The following is an 18,714-nucleotide window of genomic DNA, read 5'->3' as shown; positions in this document are numbered from 1 at the left end:
CCCCACCCTGCCCGCCCTGCGTGACCCGGACCACCCCGGCCCAGGTCACCGCTCAGCTCAGGCCAGGACCTTGTAGCAGGGCTGGTATTCGCCCGAGATCTTCATCCGGCGCTGCTCGACGAAGGCGCGCAGCAGCTCGTCCAGGGCCTGCATCATGTCGGCGTCGCCGTGGATCTCGAACGGGCCGAACTCCTCGATCCGGCGCATGCCGTCTTCCTTCACGTTGCCGGCGACGATGCCGGAGAACGCACGGCGCAGATCGGCCGCCAGGGCATGCGGCGGACGCCCGTGGTGCAGGTCCAGCGCGGCCATGGCTTCATGGGTCGGCACGAACGGCTGCTGGTACTCCCACGGAATCTCGATGGACCAGTTGAAGAAGAACGAATCCTTCTGCTCCAGGCGATGCTCGCGCACCCGCTTGATGCCGGCGGACATGCGCCGCGCCACCGCCACCGGGTCGCCGATGATGATCTCGTAGCGTGCGGCCGCCGCATCGCCCAGGGTCAGGCGGATGAAGCGGTCGATCTGCTCGAAGTACGGCGCGGCCACGGTCGGGCCAGTCAGGATCAGCGGGAACGGCAGGTCCTTGTTTTCCTCGCGCAGCAGGATGCCGAGCAGGTACAGGATTTCCTCGGCGGTGCCGACGCCGCCGGCGAACACGATGATGCCGTGGCCGATCCGCACGAACGCTTCGAGACGCTTCTCGATGTCCGGCATGATCACCAGGTGGTTGACGATCGGGTTCGGCGACTCGGCGGCGATGATGCCCGGCTCGGTCAGGCCGATGTAGCGGGTGACGTGCTTGCGCTGCTTGGCGTGGGCAATGGTGGCGCCCTTCATCGGGCCCTTCATCGCGCCCGGGCCGCAGCCGGTGCAGATGTCCAGGCCGCGCAGGCCCAGCTCGTAGCCGACCTGCTTGGTGTACAGGTACTCATCGCGGCCGATCGAGTGGCCGCCCCAGCACACCACCAGGTTCGGATCGCCCGGGTTGAGGATGCGCGCGTTGCGCAGCAGCCCGAACACCGCGTTGGTGATGCCTTCGGAGGATTCCAATTCGGCCGCGTAGGCCGGGCCCATTTCGATGGCCATGTAGGCCAGGTCGCGGACCACGGCGAACAGCAGCTCGGCGACGCCGCGGATGATCTCGCCATCGACGAAGGCCATCGCCGGTGCGTTCACCAAGTCGATGCGCACACCGCGATCCTGCTGGGCCACCTGGATGTCGAAATCGGGGTACAGATCGCGCGCCGCGCGCGGATCGTCGGAGGCGCTGCCACTGGTCAGCACGGCCAGCGCGCACCGGCGCAGCAGCTCGTGCATGCCACCGCCGGACGCATCGCGCAGGCGTGCCACCTCGGCGCGCGACAACACATCCAGTCCACCGCGCGGGTAGATCCGCGCGTCCTGCACCGGCAGCGTCCGCGCCGGGGTTTCGGTGATCTTCATTTCCATTCTTTTCGCTTCCTCAAGGTAGACGACTGTACTGCTGCCCCCTTAAAAAGCAAAACGGCCGGGAAACCCGACCGTTGGATACATCCTGACGTCAGCAGGCCATTTGGAGCCGCTGCGGCGCGCTGATTTCCGCGCAACCCATTGAGAGTACATGGACCGGACCCATGTGGCAAGAAGACCGATACACACGGGCGAGGTGCCACAAAAAACGGCCGGGTCTCCCCGGCCGTTTTCAATGACACGTCAAGCTCGCTGGATCAGAACTTGTACTTCAGGGTCAGCTGCATCGACCAGCGCGACACGGCGGTGTTGCCCTTGTCGTTGTTGTTTTCCTGGATCGCAGAGCTGTCCGCACCAGTGAAGGAGTACACGTACTTGCCGGTGGCCGGATCGATACCGGCGTAGTTGGCTACACGGCGGGTCGAGTAGAAGCCGTAGTCGTCGATCAGACCCCACTTCTTGTTCAACAGATTGCCGACATTCATGATGTCCAGGGCGATTTCACCCTTGTGCTCCTTCATGAAGCCCGGGAACTCCTGGCTGATACGCACGTCGAAGGAGTTCGTCCACTTGGACCGGTGCTGATTGGCCGGGACCACGCCGCCACGGAAGGCATCGAGCTCCGGATTCTGCGCCAGCCAATCGAAGAACTGCTTCTCCATCGCCGCGCCACCGGTGAACAGCACGTCACCCGGAGCATTCGGCACGTAGAACAGGTCGTTGGTGGTGGCACCGTCGCCGTTGGCATCGTTGTAGAAGATGTAGCTGAACGGACGACCCGAACGGCCTTCGTAGAACATGCCGACGCGGGTGGCATTGTCACCGAAGAAGTTGTGCTTCCACTCCAGGGTGCCGGTGATGCGGTCCTTGATCGCGTAGCGCGAGTTGTAGGCCACGTCTTCGTTGGAATTGAAGATCGGCGTGTTGTTCCAGTTCGAGGTGTTCTGCGAACTGGTCAGCGGGCTGACTTCCTTGGACTGGGTGTAGGTGTAGCCCAGCGACCAGCCCCAATTCTCGGTCAGCGGCTTGGCCAGCGAGAAGGTAGCCTGGCTGCCACGGCCCTTGTCGGTATTGCGCATGACCAGCACATCGCCCATGTCGCTCGGACGGTTGGCGCGGTCGACAGCGGACTTGGTACCGGTCGTGATGCCGTAGTCGACACCCTTGTCGACACGGGTGTTGGCCTGGTTGCGACCCGCTGCGTTCCAGTAGATCGCACGGCCATCGGGGCCGTAGGTGGTCGGTGCGGCCACGTCCAGGCGGTCAAAGTAGATGCCGTCCTTGACCTTGGTCACCAGCACTTCCGCCGACGCCACGATGCCGTACCACGGCAGCTCATGATCGAACGCCAGGTTGGCCTTCCACACCGACGGCAGGCGGGTGCCCGGGGCGATGATGTCCACGTTCTGGCGCGCCGACGCCGGGCCACCGGCCGGAACGTACGGGTTGTTGCCATCCGGGGTGAAGGAGCCCACCGGCGGGTTGCGCTGGTCATACTCGATGTAGTTCAGACCCGTGTTCTGGTACGCACCGGCCAGCCACACGTTCGGAGCCGCGCCGCCGAACAGGCCCACGCCACCGCGCAGCTGGGTCGGACGGTCGCTGTCGAAGGTGTAGTTGAACCCGACACGCGGCTGCACCAGCGCCTTGTCGACCAGCTGGGTGTTGTTGAACCCGTACAGCTGCTCGATGCGCGGGTTGTACAGACGCTGATCACTGAAGTCAGGCATGTCCACGCGAACGCCGAACATCAAGCTCAGGTTGTAGTTGATCGCCCAGGTATCCTGCACGAACACGCCGGTGTTCTTCAGGGTGAAGTCGGCCGGGATATCGTCGCGGCTGCCATCGGCGCGCGGCGCACGCAGCTGGTAGCGCGAGGCGGTGCCGTTGATGAAATCGTTGACGCTGCTGAACTCATATACGCCGTTGAGGTTGCGGCCGTAGAAGTTCATCAGGTCGTTCTTCGAGTAATCGAAGCCGAACTTGACGGTGTGATCGCCGACATACCAGGTACCGGCACCGAAGGCGCTCAGCTCCTTGGATTCCACGATGTTGACGTGGGTGTTCTGCTCGGTACCGACGTACAGCGAGTCGTTGCCCGAGCGGATGCGGATCTGCGGCATGTCGACCAGCGGAACGCGGTTGGCCGAATAGTCCTTGTGCGAGATCTTGAACTCGGTCGAGAAGTTCTCCGACCAGTCACTGAACAGTTCGCCCATCCAGGTTTCATACTGGGTCGGCTGCTGGTACCAGAAGTTGCTCAGCGAGATGGCACTGCTGGAAACCTGCGGGAAGCGAACGACGTTCTGCTCCATCTTGTTGTAGCGCAGGGCGGCACGGTGGTTCTCGTTGATGTTCCAGTCCAGCTTGACCGCGTATTCCTCGATCTCGGTCTTGCTGTTGGGCGCCGACAGGGTGCCCGGATCGTAACCCAGACCCTTCAGGTAGTCCTGCACGCGGGTGACATCGGCGGTGCTGATCGTGCCCTTGCCGATCGGGGTATCGCTCAGGCTGATGCCGGCGGCCGAACGCTCATACTTTTCGTAGTTGCTGAAGAAGAACAGCTTGTCCTTGACGATCGGGCCGCCGAAGGTCATGCCATAGGTCTTCTCGTCTTCGAACCCGTTGAAGTCCTGCGTGTCACCTTCCAGGCGCGACCGGACCATGTCCTTGTCGCGGTAGGAGCCGTACACGGTGCCATGGAATTCGTTGGTACCCGACTTGGTCACGGCATTGATCACCGCACCGGTACCGCCGGCGATGGTCGTGTCGTAGTTGGCCAGGTCGATGTTGATTTCCTGGATGGCGTCCATCGACACCGGCTGACGCTCGGTCGGCAGGTTGTTGGAGCCCAGGCCGAACGGATCGGAGGCGCTGATGCCGTCGATGCGGATGGCGTTGTAACGGGTGTTCTGGCCGCCAGCCGAGATCGCGCCGTCAGCCTTGCTGACCTGCGAGATACGCGGATCCAGACGCACGTAGTCCTGGATGTTGCGGTTGGCCGACGGAAGCGCATCCATCGTTTCGCGGGTCACGTTGGTGCCGGTGCCCATCTTGGTGGCACTGAAGATGTCCAGACCGCCCGCAATGGCGACGACCTGCACGGCATCGAGGTTGGTGGCTGCGACGTCACCGGCCAGGTTGGCGTTGACGGTGTTTACCTGATTGAGGTTCAGGTAAACGCCGTCTTCGGTCTTGGTGCCTTCACCGGCCTTGTTGATGGTGATGGTGTACGGACCACCCACGCGCAGGCCGCGCGCGTTGTAACGACCCGACGCATCCGTGGTGGCGCGGCTGACGGTGCCCGACTCGGTATGCGTGATGGTGACTTCGGCACCGACGACAGGCGAACCTGCGGCGGACGTGACCTGGCCGCCGACACCGGCAGAGGTGCTCTGGGCGAAGGCGGGAGCGGCGGCAAGTGCAGCCACGAGACCAAGAGTGAGCTTGGACATCCGGAGGTGGGTCATTTTGGGGATAGCCTCGATGCGAGATTGGGGATGGCGGAGAAAAAAACGCGCCCAAGCAGCCTTGCTGGCGGCTGACTGGACTTTTGATCTGGGTTCCCTAGCCGTTGGCTGGTTTCAGCCGCAACGGTTAACACTAGATTAACACGGTAGCTTCGGATTGTGACGGTTTGGCGACAAAACACACGCCATCACAACGGTATCGTGACGCTTTCTTCACATTCAGGATGGACCGGCTGAATGGCGGGGATATGACAGCGCGCGAACCCGTAGAGCCGGGCAGAGCCCGGCGCTACGCGGCGGGGGTGTGGATCTGGCCGCGGTGGGGCGCACCGGCGGCCGAGAGCAACAGCACGGCGGCCTGCGAGCAGTCGGCCGGATCGCGGGCGCTGCGGTCTTCATCCAGTGAGAAGGCCCGGGCACGCAAGGCCGTGCGCATCGGGCCCGGCTGCAGGCCGCTGACCCGGACCGTGCTGCGGCCCAGCTCGTCATGCAGACTGCTGATCAGGCCGCGCAGGCCGTGCTGGGCGGCGCCATAGCCGCCCCAGTACGCCTGCCCTACCCGCCCGGGATCGTCCACGGTGAACACAAGTGCGGCATCGTCACGTTGGCGTAGCAGCGGCAGGCAGGCCTGGGCCAGCCACGCCGGGGCGGTCAGATTGACGTGCACCGCCCGGGCGAAGGCGGCCGGGTCGGCCAGTTCGAACGGGGTCAGGCCGGCGAAGTCGGCGGCGCAGTACAGCAGGCCGTCCAGACGGCCAAGTTCGCTCTGCAGGCGCTCGGCCAGTGCGGCGTAGTCGTCGGGGGTGGCCCCTTCCAGGTCCATCGGGTACAGCAGCGGCTCGGGGCCGGCGGCCTGGACGGCCGCGTACACCCGGTCGAGCCGGCGCGGCTTGCGCCCCAGCAGGACCACCGTGGCCCCGGCCTCGGCACAGGCCACGGCAGCGGCACTGCCGAAGCCACCGCCGGCACCGGCGATGAGGATGACGCGATCGGCAAGCGATCCAGTCCCGACCACAACGGACGGGACCGCACTCATGGGAGTGACGCCTCTTCCACGATGCGCTTGAGCTCGCCCGATTCGAACAGCTCCAGCACGATGTCGCAGCCGCCGATCAGCTCGCCGTGGATGAACAGCTGCGGGAAGGTGGGCAGGTTGGAGAAGCGCGGCAGGTTCGCGCGGACCTCCGGTTCCTCAAGCACGTTGACCGTGCGCAGCGCGACCGCGCCGGCAGCCATCAGGGCCTGGATCGCCCGGCTGGAGAACCCGCACATGGGGTACTGGGGGGTGCCCTTCATGAACAACACGAGGGGGTAACGCTCCACTTCGGTCTGGATCTGCTGCATCACCGCCACAACGACTCTCCCTGCGGGTGGGACAACCCGGCCTGGCCGGTCGGATAGACTTCCCTCAGCGCCATTGTAAGCCTTCCGGCCCTGCCTCCGGCGCCCCCGTCCCCAATCCAATGCGAGCCATGCCCCTCGACCTGCCCCGCCTGCCCTACGACCGCACCGCCCTGCAGCCACACCTGTCGGCCGAAACGCTGGACCTGCACCACGGTCGCCACCATCGCGCCTATATCGAGGCGGTCAACGCGCGCATCGAAGGCACCGAGCTGGCCGACCTGCCACTGGAGGACATCGTGCGGCAAAGCCAGGGCAGCCTGTTCGATGCCGCCGCCCAGGCCTGGAACCACGCGTTCTACTTCCAGTGCCTGCATCCGCGCGGCGGCGGCGATCCGAAGGACCGGCTGGGCGAACTGGTGACCCGCCACTTCGGCGACGTGCGCCGGTTGCGCGAGGAGTTCGAGCGCGCCGCGCTGGGCCTGTTCGGCTCGGGCTGGGTATGGCTGGTGCAGCACCCGACCGGCGCGCTGGCGATCCAGAGCACGCGCAACGCCGGCACGCCACTGACTGGGCACAGCACCCCGCTGCTGGCCTGTGATGTGTGGGAGCACGCGTATTACACGGACTACCAGAATGAGCGCGCGCGCTATCTGGAGGCGTTCTGGAAGCTGGTCAATTGGGATTTCGTGGCGGCGCAGTTGCGCGATTGAGCCGTGTGTACCGACCAACGGTCGGTACCTACCCGGGGCGTTGACGGTCGGTATGGACCGGGGTTTCGGGGTGCTGCGTGTACCGGCAGATTCCGGTAGGTCACGACCGTTGGTCGTGACCGGGGCGCCAGCACCCTCCCGCCGTTCTACCCGCGCAGCACCGCGACCACCGGGGCCACCTGGGCGCCGCGATCGAGCTGCCCGCCCACGTTTTCCAGCGCATCGGCCAGCGTGCCCGCGTCGTCATCGCGCAGCGTGGCATGGCCCACCTTGCGGCCGTCGCGCGGCTGTTTGCCGTAGTCGTGCCAATGCCCGCCGGGCTGGCCCAGCACAGGCTCGGCAGCCGGCATCGCGCCCAGCCAGTTGAGCATGCAGGCCTGCCCCAGCATCCGGGTGTCGCCCAGCGGCAGGCCGAGCACGGCGCGCAGGTGATTCTCGAACTGCGAGGTCTCGCTGCCTTCGATCGTCCAGTGGCCGGAGTTGTGCACGCGCGGGGCCATCTCGTTGACCAGCAGTTCGTCGCCCCGGCAGAACAGCTCCAGCGCGAACACGCCGACATAGTCCAGACGCTCGGCCAGCGCGCGGGCATGGCCGATGGCCGCCTCGTGCTGGGCCGGGCTCAACCGCGCCGGGGCCAGACTGGCCGACAGCACGCCGTCCACATGCCAGTTGCCGGTCACCGGCCAGGCACGGAACTCACCGTCGCGACCGCGAACGGCCACCACACTGACTTCGCGATCAAAGGCGACGAAGCCTTCCAGGATCAGGCCGGTCTTCTCGACGTACTCGCCAAGCGTGGCCCAGGCCGCATCGATATCAGCCGCGCTGCGGATGCGGAACTGGCCCTTGCCGTCGTACCCCAGGCGGCGGGTCTTGACGATGCAGGGCATGCCGAATTCGGCCACCCGGGCAGCCAGTTCGTCGCGGCTGCGGATGTCGGCGAACGGCGGCAGCGGAATGCCCAGCTGCTGGAACAGGGTCTTCTCGCTCAGGCGGTCCTGGGCCACGGCCAGCGCATCCGGGTTGGGATACACCGGCACGCGCTCGGCCAGGAAGCGGGCGCTGTGCGCGGGCACGTTCTCGAAATCGAAGGTGACCACGTCCACGCGGGCGGCAAATGCGGCCAGCGCGGCCTCATCATCGAACGCGGCCACCTGCAGCGGCGCCACCTGGGCACCACAGGCGTCGGCAGCCGGGTCGAACAGTTCAAAGCGCAGCCCAAGCGGCGCGCCGGCCAGCACCATCATGCGGGCCAGCTGGCCACCGCCCAGGATGCCTACGGTTCGGGTGCTCATTGACGCGGATCGTCGTGGGCCATGACGTCTTCGGTCTGGCGGGCGCGGAATGCGTCCAGCGCTTGGCCGATCGCCGGCTGCTCCGGGGCCAGCATCGCGGCCGCGAACAGCGCCGCGTTCGACGCGCCGGCGTTGCCGATGGCGAAGGTGGCCACCGGGATGCCGGCCGGCATCTGCACGATCGACAGCAGCGAATCCATGCCGTTCAGGGCCTTGGACTGCACCGGCACGCCCAGCACCGGCACGGCGGTCTTGGCCGCGATCATGCCCGGCAGGTGGGCCGCGCCCCCGGCACCGGCGATGATCGCGCGCAGGCCGCGGCTGCCGGCCTGCTCGGCATAGGTGAACAGCACGTCCGGCGTGCGGTGCGCCGAGACCACTTTCACTTCATAGGGAACGCCGAGCGCATCGAGCTTCTGGGCGGCGTGCTGCATGGTTTCCCAGTCGGAGCGGGAACCCATGACGATGCCGACGAGCGGCGCGGATTGGTTGGGGGTCATTGGCCGTCACCTGCCTTAAAGACGTATTCTAGCCATCTTCCACGCAAGACGAAGAATCCATGGATCGCAAGCTGCTTGACCTGCTGTGCTCGCCCGACACCCGCCAGCCCCTGTCCCTGCTGGACGCGAAGGGCCTGGAGGCACTCAACCGCGCGATCGGCGCCGGCACCGTGCTCAAGGCCGACGGCAGCACCCAGGCGCTGGCCCTGCGCGAGGCGCTGCTGACCCGCGACCGCAAGCAGGTGTTCCGCGTCGACGACGGCATTCCGGTGCTGCTGGCCGAGGAGGCCATCGCCACCGCGCAGATCGCCGACTTCCCGGAAAAATGAGCCGGGCCGAGCTTGCGGCACCCGATGCCGCCGGGGTAACGGCCGATGTGGCACGGGCGCTGGCCGAGGATATCGGCAGCGGCGATGTCACCGCCGCACTGCTGCCCGACCGCCCCGACAGCGCCTACCTGCTGTGCAAGCAGGACGCGGTGATCGCCGGCCGGCCGTGGTTCGACGCCACCCATCGCGCCCTGGACCCGCAGGTCCAGATCGACTGGCGGGTGGCCGAGGGCGACCACGTTGCCGCCGGTACGGTGCTGGCGATCCTGCACGGGCGCAACCGCAGCCTGGTGAGCGCCGAACGCACGTCGCTGAACTTCCTGCAGACGCTGTCAGGGACGGCCACCACGACGGCGCGCTACGTGGCCGCCGTGGCGGGCACCGGCGCACGCATCCTGGACACCCGCAAGACCCTGCCCGGGCTGCGCGTGGCCCAGAAGTACGCGGTGCGCTGTGGCGGCGGTGACAACCATCGGCTGGGATTGTTCGACACGGTGATGCTCAAGGAAAACCACATCCGCGCCGCGGGCTCGCTCACGGCGGCGGTGCAGTCCGCACGGGCGCAGTGGCCGCAGTTGCCGCTGGTGGTCGAGGTCGAGGATCTGGACCAGTTGCGCGAAGCGCTGGCCGTGGGCTGCGAGCGCATTCTGATCGACGATTTCGACGCCGATCTGCGCCGCGAGGCGGTGCGGATCGCGGCCGGGCGGATTCCGCTGGAAGTCTCCGGCAGCGTGGGCCTGGACGGGCTGCGCGCGATCGCCGAGGACGGGGTGGACTGCATCTCGATCGGCGGCCTGACCAAGCACGTGCAGGCGATCGACCTGTCGTTGAAATTGGGCCCGCCGCCGGGTTGAGGCGCGCGCGTGTCGACCAACGGTCGACACCTACCGGGCTGGTAGCGCACGGCCGTTGGTGGTGCGGCATCGGCGCGCGGCGTTCACGGGATCGGCAGACCCGGTCTGCGAGGCTTGCCCTGCCCCCACCCGGAGAGCGCGTATGCGCCCCTTGTTCCTGCTTGCGTGCCTGTCGCCGCTGGCGACACTGCTGCCGGCCACCGCGTCCGCGGCCGAGGTCTGCGACATCCCGCCCCGGTTCGGGCTGAGCCCACTGGCGGTGAACATCGTGCAGACCGCCTGCAACGAACATCGGCTCTGGTATCGCCCGTTCATCGACCGCGACGGCCGCGTGGCCAGCATCAGCGCGACCGAGGCCGAGGACGTGCACCTCGCCGACAACGGCATGGTCGCCTGGCAACGCGTGGTGGGGTACTGGCGCCAGAGCGGTACGCTATCGCCGATGGGCGGGCAGCCCGGTGCAACCAGCTGCATGGCCCCGCCGGGCACGCGCTACACCGATACCGACTGCCGGGCGTTCCTGATCGACAACCCGTGGTCGGCCGCCTTCATTTCCTGGGTGATGACCCGCGCCAGCGTGCCGGGCTTTACCCGCTCGCCCCGGCATATCGACTACATCCGCGCGGCGTACCAGAACAGCGGCCCGTACCGGATGGCCGATCCGGCGCAGGAAAAACCCGCGCCGGGCGACCTGCTGTGCTACCTGCGCGATCGCCGGGAAGCGCTCAGCTACAGCGGCCTGGTGCAGTCGCTGGGCAGTGGCGCGGTGACCCACTGGAAGTCGCATTGCGAGGTGGTGATCGCGGCCAACATGGGCGGCGACCGCACCCTGTACCTGATCGGCGGCAACGTGATGAACACCGTGGCGATGCGCAAGCTGTCGCTGGACCGCAGCGGTCGTATCGAACTGCCGCCGGCCAAGGCCAATGCCAGCGATGGCATGGAACTGGGGTGCACGCCGGGCCGCGAAGAGGAATGCAACTTCAACCGGCAGGACTGGGCCGCGCTGCTGAAGCTGGTGGCGACCGCGCCTGCGGCGCTCCCGCCCTCGCCCACGACACCATCACCGGCCGTGGATGGCATGCCACCGGGCCCCGCCCAGCCGTTGCCGCCGCCACGCCCGGTGCCGGTGTCGCCTGCTGCGCCGGGGTCGGCACCGGTCCCGGCACGGCCGTCGTCGTTACCGGCTACGCCACCCCAACCTCCCGTGCCATTGCCCGCGGCCACGCCTCGTACCGACGGATGACGGGCGCGTACCTGGCTTGATCCGGGCACGATTCGCCGCCATCTTGGGGGTTCCAGCCGCTCAGAACGTCCCGAGTCACCCATGCCCAGTTTGATCCTGTTGATGATTGCCGGTGCGTTCGCGTACGCGTTCTGGAACTCTGCACGCGCCGCCGCCGAGCGTGCCGGCGAGCTGGGCCGCAACGCCTGCCGCGCCGCCGATGTGCAATGGCTGGACCAGAGCGTGCATTCCACCGGGCTGCGTGTCTGCCGCAAGCCCAACGGCTGGCTGGGCTGGGAGCGCACGTTCAAGTTCGAGTATTCGCACGATGGCGTGGACCGCCACAGCGGCCGCATGGTGCTGCGCGGGGACGAGCTGGTGTCGTTCGTCGGACCCTCAGCGGCCCGCATCAGCGAGATCCGGCGGAGCGTGGACACCAGCGGCGCCGAAGACGTCTGACCCCCGGGGGTACAGCCGACAGTTGGTCGGCTGAAGCATCCCGCGGTACAGCCGACCGTTGGTCGGCTGCCGCATCCCACGGTAGAGCCGACCGTTGGTCGGCTGACGTGCCCCGCATTTTGTCGTAGAGCCGACCGTTGGTCGGCTGCCGTCGTTCGGTTGCCGTGGATTTCCGCGGAGAGCAGCCGACCAACGGTCGGCTCTACCGGGGTGGAATGGCCGCCTTGCGGCGGCCATGCGTGTTCTATTTCACCACGCGCAGATGCGGGCGGCCGCTGGGCTTGGGCGGCACGTCATCGGGCGGGGTCGGGCTGTCGTCCGGCGGCAGCTCATCCTCCGGGCCCGGCTCGTGGCCGGGGATGTCATCCGGCAGCGCCATGCCCTGCCCGGTCTCGCGCGCGTACACGGCCAACACGGCCGAAATCGGCACGTGCACCGGGTAGCTGGTGCCCGAAAAGCGCGCCGAGAAACTCACGCCGTCGTTGTCGATGCGCAGCTGTACCACGGCGCGTTCGGCGATGTTCAACACCACCCGGCCGTCTTTGACCGCGCTCTGCGGCACCTGCACGCCCGGCATCCCGGCGTCGACCAGGATGTGCGGCGTCAGGTCGTTGTCATTGATCCATTCCACCAAGGCCCGCAACAGGTACGGACGGTGGCTGGTCATGCGGAAAGTGTCTTCAGTCATGGGGTAGAGCCGAGCCTTGCTCGGCTGCGGGGATCCGATTGCGTAGTGACAAGTGTACGCGCCCGCCTACCCGCAGGTCAGCCTCCGCGCGCGCCCGCCCTGCGTTTTCATTCAGTGCACCGGCCCGTTGACAGCGCCGGTGCGCCCGGTCAACCCGGCAGATCGCGCAGCTTCTTTTCCTGGTCGGTCAGGCTGCGGATGAAACCGGGATGGCGGAAAATGCGGTTGCCGTAGTCTTCGATCGACTTGCCGTCCTTGGGCAACGGCACGTCCAGCGACTGCAGGCGCCAGATGATCGGGGCCATGGCGCAGTCGGCCAGGCTCATCTCCGGATTGAGGAAGAACTTGCTGGCCTTGAACAGCGGCACCGCGCTGGTCAGCAATTCCTTCAGCCGCTTGCGACCGGCTTCGGCCTGGGTCTTGTTGCCCAGCTGGATGGCCTGCACCTGCGGCACCCAGTCGTGTTCGATGCGCAGCATCGCCAGGCGGATGCGCGCGCGCGACAGCGGATCGACCGGCATCAGCGGCGGGTGCGGGTAGCGCTCGTCCAGATACTCACTGACCACCGATGCCGCGTACAGCACCAGCTCGCGCTCCACCAGGGTGGGCACGGAGTGGTACGGGTTGAGGTCGATCAGGTCCTCGGGCGGATTCTGCGGGTCGACCGGGACGAAGTCGTAGCTCACGCCCTTGGCAGCCAGTACCAGGCGCACGCGATGGCACAGGACATCGTCGTTCGAGGAAAACAGCGTCAAGGTGTTTCGCATGCGTACGCTCGCCGCCATCAAAGGCTCTCCAACGTCCGGTAACCGCCGGTCGTATCGGCGCCGCCAGCCCATTGCCAGCGGTCGTCACAGTACCCGAGTGTGCAACCGCCCATCACAAAAGCCAATAGGCCGATCGACCCCTGCCGGGATCGATCCACGCTCGGTGGCGCCTGGAGGCTCAGTGCACGTCCTTCCAGTATTCCTTCTTGAGCAGGTAGGCAAGGAAGGTCAGCAGGGCCAGGAACAGGATCACCCAGACGCCCAGCTTCTGGCGCTTGAGCGCAGCCGGCTCACCGGCGTACTCCAGGAAGTTGGTGATGTCGCGCACCGTCTGGTCGTACTGCTGTGCATCCACGTTGCCCGGCTGCTCGATCTTCAGGCCGATCACCGGCGGGTCGGCGCCCGGGCTTTCCGCCTTGCCGTGCACCGCGTGCTGCAGGCCCTGCATCTCCCACAGCGGGTTGGGCATGGACGCATTCGGGAACAGGCTGTTGTTCCAGCCCAGGGGCCGAGACGGATCCACGTAGAACGACTTGAGATAGGTGTACACCCAGTCGCTGCCACGCACCCGGGCAATCAGGCTCAGGTCCGGCGGCATCTTGCCGAACCACTTTTCCGCCTGCGCCTTGGGCATGCTTACCGGGATCTGCTCGCCGATCGGGGTGCCGGTGAAGTTGAGGTTGTTCATCACCTCCTCCTCGCTAAGCCCGAGATCGGCGGCCATGCGCGAATAGCGCAGGTACTTCAGCGCGTGGCAGCCCGAGCAGTAGTTCATGTACAGCTGCGCGCCACGCTGCAGCGAGGCCCGGTCGCTCAGGTCGTTGCCGGCCTGCAGGGTCTTGCCGCCCTCGGCGGCACCGGCGATGGCGCTGCTCAACATCAGCGCGGCCGCGCAGGCCAGCCGGACAATCCAGTGGTCAGTCATGCGTGGTCACCCGATCCGGTACCGGTTTGGTCCTGTCCAGCCTGGTCCATAGCGGCATGGTGATGAAGAAGGCGAAGTACAGGAAGGTCAGCACGCGGCCCACATAGGTTTCGTGGGCGTCGGTGCCAGGGCCCGAGCCGATCACGCCCAGCCAGACGAAGCACACCGCGAACACGCCCAGCAGCACCCGCGACAGCCAGCCACGGTAGCGGTAGGACTTGACCCGCGCACGGTCCAGCCACGGCACCAGGAACAGGATCGCGATGGCCGAGAACATCACCAGCACGCCACCGAGCTTGTTGGGCACCACCCGCAACATTGCGTAGTACGGGGTGTAGTACCAGACCGGCTTGATGTGTTCGGGCGTGACCAGGCGGTTTGCCTCGGTGAAGTTGTCGTGTTCCAGGAACAGACCCCCGAAGGCCGGGGCGAAGAAGATGATGAAGGCGGCGATGATCAACAGGAACCCGGCGCCCACGCCATCCTTGAGCGTGTAATACGGGTGGAAGGGGATGCCATCGGTAGGCGCGGTGGCCGACCAGCGGTTGCCCTTGGGACCCTTCTTGATTTCCACGCCGTCGGGATTGTTGGAGCCCACCTCGTGCAGCGCGCCCAGGTGCAGCACCACCAGCAGCAACAGCACCAGCGGCAGGGCGATCACGTGCAGGGCGAAGAAGCGGTTGAGGGTGGCGTCGCTGGGCAGGTAGTCGCCCATGATCCACTCGGTCAGGCCGGTCCCGATCACCGGGATCGCGCCGAACAGCGAGATGATCACCTTGGCGCCCCAGAACGACATCTGGCCCCAGGGCAGCACGTAGCCCATGAAGGCTTCGGCCATCAGCACCAGGTAGATCAGCATGCCCAGGATCCACACCAGTTCGCGCGGTTTCTGGTAACTGCCGTACAGCAGCCCGCGGAACATATGCAGGTAGACCACGATGAAGAACAGCGAGGCCCCGGTGGAGTGCATGTAGCGGATCAGCCAGCCCCACTCCACATCACGCATGATGTATTCGATGGAGGCGAACGCTTCGGCGGCGTTGGTCTTGTAGTGCATCGTGAGGAAGATGCCCGTCACGATCTGGTTGACCAGGATCAACAGCGCCAGCGAACCGAAGTAGTACCAGATGTTGAAGTTCTTCGGCGCGTAGTACTCGCTCACATGCTTGCGGTAGACCGGCATCAGGCCCGGTGCGCGGGCATTGACCCAGTCGGCGACGCCGGTGGCGGTGCGGGTAAGGATGTTGGCCATGATCAAGCCGCCCCCTGCGGGTCAACGCCGATGATGATGGTGTTGTCGTCCTGGTAATGGTGCGGCGGCACCAGCAGGTTGATCGGTGCCGGAACATCCTTGAACACACGACCGGACATGTCGAAGCGCGACTTGTGGCACGGGCAGAAGTAACCGCCCTTCCACTGCGGGTCGTAAGGCTCGGGACGGATTTCGGCGACCATTTCCGGCGAGCAGCCCAGGTGGGTACACAGCCCGACCAGCACCGACACGTCGGATTTGATCGAACGGAACTCCGGGTTCTGCTTGAGCACGTACTCGGGCTGCTGGTCCTTCTCGCCGGATTCGGGATCCTTCAGGCGATCGTCCAGGCCATGCAGTGCCTCCAGGATGGCCTTGGAACGCTTGACGATCCAGATCGGCTGTCCACGCCACTCCATGACCAGTCGCTGGCCTTCCTGCAGGGCGCTGATATCGGCAATCACAGGGGCACCGGCCAATTTGGCGCGGGCACTGGGATTCCAGGACTTGATGAACGGTACCGCTGCAAATCCGACGCCGACTGCTCCGACCACCGCGGTGGTTGCTGAAAGGAATCGTCGACGTCCGGTGTTGACTGGATCGTTTACCCCATCGTTGGCCATCCGGCACTCCGATATTGATTTAGGTAGCTTGAGGCTGCCAGTGGACCGGTGGGGGCCAGTCCACATTGAATCTGCCGCGAGTGTAGCTGAACCGAAGTCGGCCACACAACGCGGTACTACGGAACAACATTACTGCAGGACATTACGCCATGAAGGGCCGCCAGCGCCATGGGCGCGGTGCCTCATTGGGTGGTGGCCTGCGCACCGCGGTAGCGATCGGCCAACTGCGCCACCCGCTTCACGTAGTACTGGGTTTCGCTGTAGGGCGGCACGCCACCATGGCGATCCACCGCGCCCTCGCCGGCGTTGTAACCGGCTGCGGCCAGGGTGAGGTTGCCATTGAAGCGCTTGAGCAGCCACGACAGGTACTGCACGCCGCCGCGGATGTTCTGCGCTGCGTCATAGGAATCGGTGACGCCGAAGCGCCGCGCGGTGGGCGGCATCAACTGCATCAGGCCCTGTGCCCCGGCGCGACTGAGCGCGGTCGGGTTGTAGGCCGATTCGGCATGGATGATGGCACGCACGACGGCCTCTTCCACCCCGAACTCGCGCGCAGCGGCGGCGATTTCGGTCTGGAAGGCCGTGGTGTTGAGCCGCACCGAACCGAAGTTGACCCCCGGGTTGGCGCCGCAGGCGTAGCAGCGCTCGATGAAGCTGTAGTGGATGGTGCGCACCTGGCCAAGGCTGGCCAGCTGGGTGGGACGGGCACTGGTGTAGTGGCGCACCCCGTCCTTCATGTAGGAATAGACCTGGCCGTTGACCACCCGTCCGGCCTTGTTGGGCCGCGGGGCGGGCGCCGCCGCCGGGGCGCTGAGCACGGTGGCCGGCTGGGCCGGCGCGCTGGCGGTCAGTGCGGTGCCGGTGCTGGCGCGATCGGCCGCGGCCGGGCTGGCGGCCGGTGCCGCAACGACAGCGGATGGGGTCGGTGCAGGCGGCACGTACCGGCGTGGGGCGTCCCGGCCGGGCCGGTAACTGCTGACCACGCTGCAGGACGCGCCCGCCACCCGCTTGCTGACGTAGCTGGGAATGTTGTCGGCCCCGATGCACTTGTACAGGGTGCCCGCACTGGCCGGCAAAGCGGTCAGCGCAGCCAAGGCCAGCGCAGCGATCCCCAAGATCCCCTTCATGGCGGCGAGTGTCCCAAGTTAACGGAGCGTTGCCAAGTCTTTGACGCGCCACTGACGGACCGCCGGCTCCAACCCCGACGGCCGTCACATCGCGGGCCGGCCCGGGCGCCCGGCGCCCTCCCCCTTCCCCGCTACAATGGGCGGCTTCCCAGCAGCCTTCCCGGCTGCCTGCCCGCCCACCCGACTGGAATAAGCGCCATGACCGGGACGCCAGCTTCGACCGCGCCGACTTCGGCCGGCTCCGCCTTGCCTGCCTCCGCTTCGCCCGATTCGCCCCGCCCCGACCTGATCCCCCTGCCCGGCTCCCGGCCGAAGGTGGACGGCCCGGTGCGCGGCAAGCTGTACATCAAGACCCACGGGTGCCAGATGAACGAGTACGACTCGTCCAAGATGGCCGACGTGCTCGCCGCCGCCGAAGGCCTGGAGCTCACCGACGACCCGGCCGAGGCCGACGTGCTGCTGATGAACACCTGCTCGATCCGCGAAAAGGCGCAGGAGAAGGTGTTCAGCCAGCTGGGTTACTGGAAGGCGCTGAAGAACAACGGCCGTGGCGTGATCATCGGCGTGGGCGGCTGCGTGGCCTCGCAGGAAGGCGAGGCGATCATCAAGCGCGCCCCGCACGTGGACCTGGTGTTCGGCCCGCAGACCCTGCATCGCCTGCCCGAGCTGATCCGGCAGCGGCGCGAGTCCGGCAAGTCGCAGGTGGACATCAGCTTCCCGGAGATCGAGAAGTTCGACCGCCTGCCCGAGCCGCGCGCCGACGGTGGCTCGGCCTTCGTGTCGATCATGGAAGGCTGCTCCAAGTACTGCTCGTTCTGCGTGGTGCCCTATACCCGTGGCACCGAAGTGAGCCGTCCGTTCGAGGACGTGGTGGTGGAAGTGGCCCAGCTGGCCGCCCAGGGCGTGCGCGAGATCAACCTGCTCGGCCAGAACGTCAACGCCTACCGCGGCCCGTATGGGGAGGGCGAGTTCGCCGATCTCGGCCTGCTGATCCGCACCATCGCCGAGATCGACGGGGTGGGCCGGATCCGCTTCACCACCTCGCACCCGCTGGAGTTCAGCGACTCGCTGGTGGACGCCTACCGCGACGTGCCGCAGCTGGCCAACTTCCTGCATCTGCCGGTGCAGGCCGGCAGCGACCGGGTGCTGTCGGCGATGAAGCGCGGCTACACCGCGCTGGAATTCAAGGCCAAGATCCGCAAGCTGCGGGCGGTGCGCCCGGACATCTCGATCAGCTCGGACTTCATCGTCGGCTTCCCCGGCGAGACCGACGAGGATTTCGAGAAGACCATGAAGCTGATCGAAGACATCGGCTTCGACCACAGCTTCTCCTTCATCTATTCGCGCCGCCCGGGCACGCCCGCGGCCGATCTGGAAGACACCATCAGCGACGCCGAGAAGCACGCGCGGCTGTCGCGGCTGCAGGCGCGGATCAATGAACATGCCGCCGGCATCTCGGCGAAGATGGTCGGCACCGTGCAGACCCTGCTGGTGGAAGGTCCGTCCAAGCGCGACCCGAACGAGTTGACCGGCAAGACCGAGAACATGCGCTCGGTGAATTTCCCCGGCCACCCGCGCCTGGTGGGCCAGTTCGTCGACGTGGTGATCACCGAGGCGTACAGCAATTCGCTGCGCGCGCGGATGGTGACCGCGTAACAGCGTGCCGACCAACGGTCGGCACCGACCCCACCGTT

18 protein-coding genes are annotated in these 18,714 nt (G+C 66.5%); 6 read left to right on the top strand and 12 right to left on the bottom strand.

Going from position 1 to position 18,714, the window contains the following annotated elements:
• Window positions 1-57: 57 nt before the first annotated feature.
• From ppnN to grxD, 4 genes are all read right to left on the bottom strand, one after another.
• Window positions 58-1,446, bottom strand: coding sequence for a nucleotide 5'-monophosphate nucleosidase PpnN (gene ppnN, locus ACZ0AE_RS06960; RefSeq protein ID WP_128095943.1), 1,389 nt, complete (start codon window positions 1,444-1,446; stop codon window positions 58-60).
• Window positions 1,447-1,709: 263 nt separating this feature from the next.
• Window positions 1,710-4,922, bottom strand: coding sequence for a TonB-dependent receptor (locus tag ACZ0AE_RS06955; protein WP_038689258.1), 3,213 nt, complete (start codon window positions 4,920-4,922; stop codon window positions 1,710-1,712).
• 289 nt (window positions 4,923-5,211) lie between these two features.
• Window positions 5,212-5,958: an SDR family NAD(P)-dependent oxidoreductase gene (locus ACZ0AE_RS06950; RefSeq protein WP_463600697.1), complete on the bottom strand. Its 747-nt coding sequence runs from the start codon at window positions 5,956-5,958 to the stop codon at window positions 5,212-5,214.
• A complete protein-coding gene (gene grxD / locus ACZ0AE_RS06945; protein WP_038689261.1) occupies window positions 5,955-6,275 on the bottom strand; it encodes a Grx4 family monothiol glutaredoxin in 321 nt (106 codons plus the stop codon). Before grxD ends, ACZ0AE_RS06950 begins: the two co-directional genes overlap by 4 nt.
• 119 nt (window positions 6,276-6,394) lie before the next feature.
• On the opposite strand from grxD, the gene ACZ0AE_RS06940 reads away from it, so the two are divergent.
• The gene (locus ACZ0AE_RS06940) at window positions 6,395-6,976 is read left to right on the top strand and encodes a superoxide dismutase (protein ID WP_141058632.1); all 582 of its coding nucleotides are present in this window, start codon (window positions 6,395-6,397) and stop codon (window positions 6,974-6,976) included.
• Between the two features lie 146 nt (window positions 6,977-7,122).
• Here the strand turns inward: ACZ0AE_RS06940 and ACZ0AE_RS06935 are convergent, their stop codons facing one another.
• Both ACZ0AE_RS06935 and purE read right to left on the bottom strand, forming a co-directional pair.
• Window positions 7,123-8,271: a 5-(carboxyamino)imidazole ribonucleotide synthase gene (locus tag ACZ0AE_RS06935; protein WP_463600696.1), complete on the bottom strand. Its 1,149-nt coding sequence runs from the start codon at window positions 8,269-8,271 to the stop codon at window positions 7,123-7,125.
• The gene (gene purE / locus ACZ0AE_RS06930; protein WP_038689267.1) at window positions 8,268-8,771 is read right to left on the bottom strand and encodes a 5-(carboxyamino)imidazole ribonucleotide mutase; all 504 of its coding nucleotides are present in this window, start codon (window positions 8,769-8,771) and stop codon (window positions 8,268-8,270) included. Before purE ends, ACZ0AE_RS06935 begins: the two co-directional genes overlap by 4 nt.
• A gap of 59 nt (window positions 8,772-8,830) precedes the next feature.
• Here purE and ACZ0AE_RS06925 point away from each other — a divergent pair, with 59 nt between their 5' ends.
• The 4 genes from ACZ0AE_RS06925 to ACZ0AE_RS06910 all read left to right on the top strand — a co-directional run bounded on the left by ACZ0AE_RS06925 (window position 8,831) and on the right by ACZ0AE_RS06910 (window position 11,638).
• Entirely contained in the window at window positions 8,831-9,100 is a 270-nt protein-coding gene (locus tag ACZ0AE_RS06925; protein WP_128095951.1) for a Trm112 family protein, read from the top strand.
• Entirely contained in the window at window positions 9,097-9,954 is an 858-nt protein-coding gene (gene nadC / locus ACZ0AE_RS06920) for a carboxylating nicotinate-nucleotide diphosphorylase (RefSeq protein ID WP_038689271.1), read from the top strand. Before ACZ0AE_RS06925 ends, nadC begins: the two co-directional genes overlap by 4 nt.
• A 142-nt stretch (window positions 9,955-10,096) precedes the next feature.
• Window positions 10,097-11,200, top strand: a complete 1,104-nt coding sequence (locus tag ACZ0AE_RS06915) for a DUF2272 domain-containing protein (RefSeq protein WP_463600695.1) — start codon at window positions 10,097-10,099, stop codon at window positions 11,198-11,200.
• A gap of 81 nt (window positions 11,201-11,281) precedes the next feature.
• Window positions 11,282-11,638, top strand: a complete 357-nt coding sequence (locus ACZ0AE_RS06910) for a DUF3301 domain-containing protein (RefSeq protein ID WP_038689272.1) — start codon at window positions 11,282-11,284, stop codon at window positions 11,636-11,638.
• A gap of 244 nt (window positions 11,639-11,882) precedes the next feature.
• Here the strand turns inward: ACZ0AE_RS06910 and ACZ0AE_RS06905 are convergent, their stop codons facing one another.
• From ACZ0AE_RS06905 to ACZ0AE_RS06880, 6 genes are all read right to left on the bottom strand, one after another.
• On the bottom strand, window positions 11,883-12,326 hold the full coding sequence (locus ACZ0AE_RS06905) for a ClpXP protease specificity-enhancing factor (RefSeq protein WP_463600694.1): 444 nt from the start codon (window positions 12,324-12,326) through the stop codon (window positions 11,883-11,885).
• A 149-nt stretch (window positions 12,327-12,475) separates the two neighbouring features.
• Window positions 12,476-13,111, bottom strand: coding sequence for a glutathione S-transferase N-terminal domain-containing protein (locus tag ACZ0AE_RS06900; RefSeq protein WP_038689276.1), 636 nt, complete (start codon window positions 13,109-13,111; stop codon window positions 12,476-12,478).
• Window positions 13,112-13,271: 160 nt separating this feature from the next.
• Entirely contained in the window at window positions 13,272-14,018 is a 747-nt protein-coding gene (locus ACZ0AE_RS06895) for a cytochrome c1 (RefSeq protein ID WP_137189071.1), read from the bottom strand.
• Entirely contained in the window at window positions 14,011-15,270 is a 1,260-nt protein-coding gene (locus ACZ0AE_RS06890; RefSeq protein WP_128095957.1) for a cytochrome b, read from the bottom strand. The genes ACZ0AE_RS06895 and ACZ0AE_RS06890 overlap by 8 nt, the downstream gene beginning before the upstream one ends.
• A gap of 2 nt (window positions 15,271-15,272) precedes the next feature.
• A complete protein-coding gene (petA, locus tag ACZ0AE_RS06885; protein ID WP_038689281.1) occupies window positions 15,273-15,893 on the bottom strand; it encodes a ubiquinol-cytochrome c reductase iron-sulfur subunit in 621 nt (206 codons plus the stop codon).
• 182 nt (window positions 15,894-16,075) lie between these two features.
• The gene (locus ACZ0AE_RS06880; protein ID WP_463600693.1) at window positions 16,076-17,020 is read right to left on the bottom strand and encodes a lytic transglycosylase domain-containing protein; all 945 of its coding nucleotides are present in this window, start codon (window positions 17,018-17,020) and stop codon (window positions 16,076-16,078) included.
• Window positions 17,021-17,218: 198 nt separating this feature from the next.
• Here ACZ0AE_RS06880 and miaB point away from each other — a divergent pair, with 198 nt between their 5' ends.
• Window positions 17,219-18,676: a tRNA (N6-isopentenyl adenosine(37)-C2)-methylthiotransferase MiaB gene (gene miaB / locus ACZ0AE_RS06875; protein ID WP_463600692.1), complete on the top strand. Its 1,458-nt coding sequence runs from the start codon at window positions 17,219-17,221 to the stop codon at window positions 18,674-18,676.
• Window positions 18,677-18,714 lie beyond the last annotated feature (38 nt).

The organism is Stenotrophomonas sp. AC248, assembly GCF_979258185.1.
The sequence above is the reverse complement of the archived record's forward strand: the minus strand, read 5'-3'. Positions and strand labels throughout refer to the sequence as shown.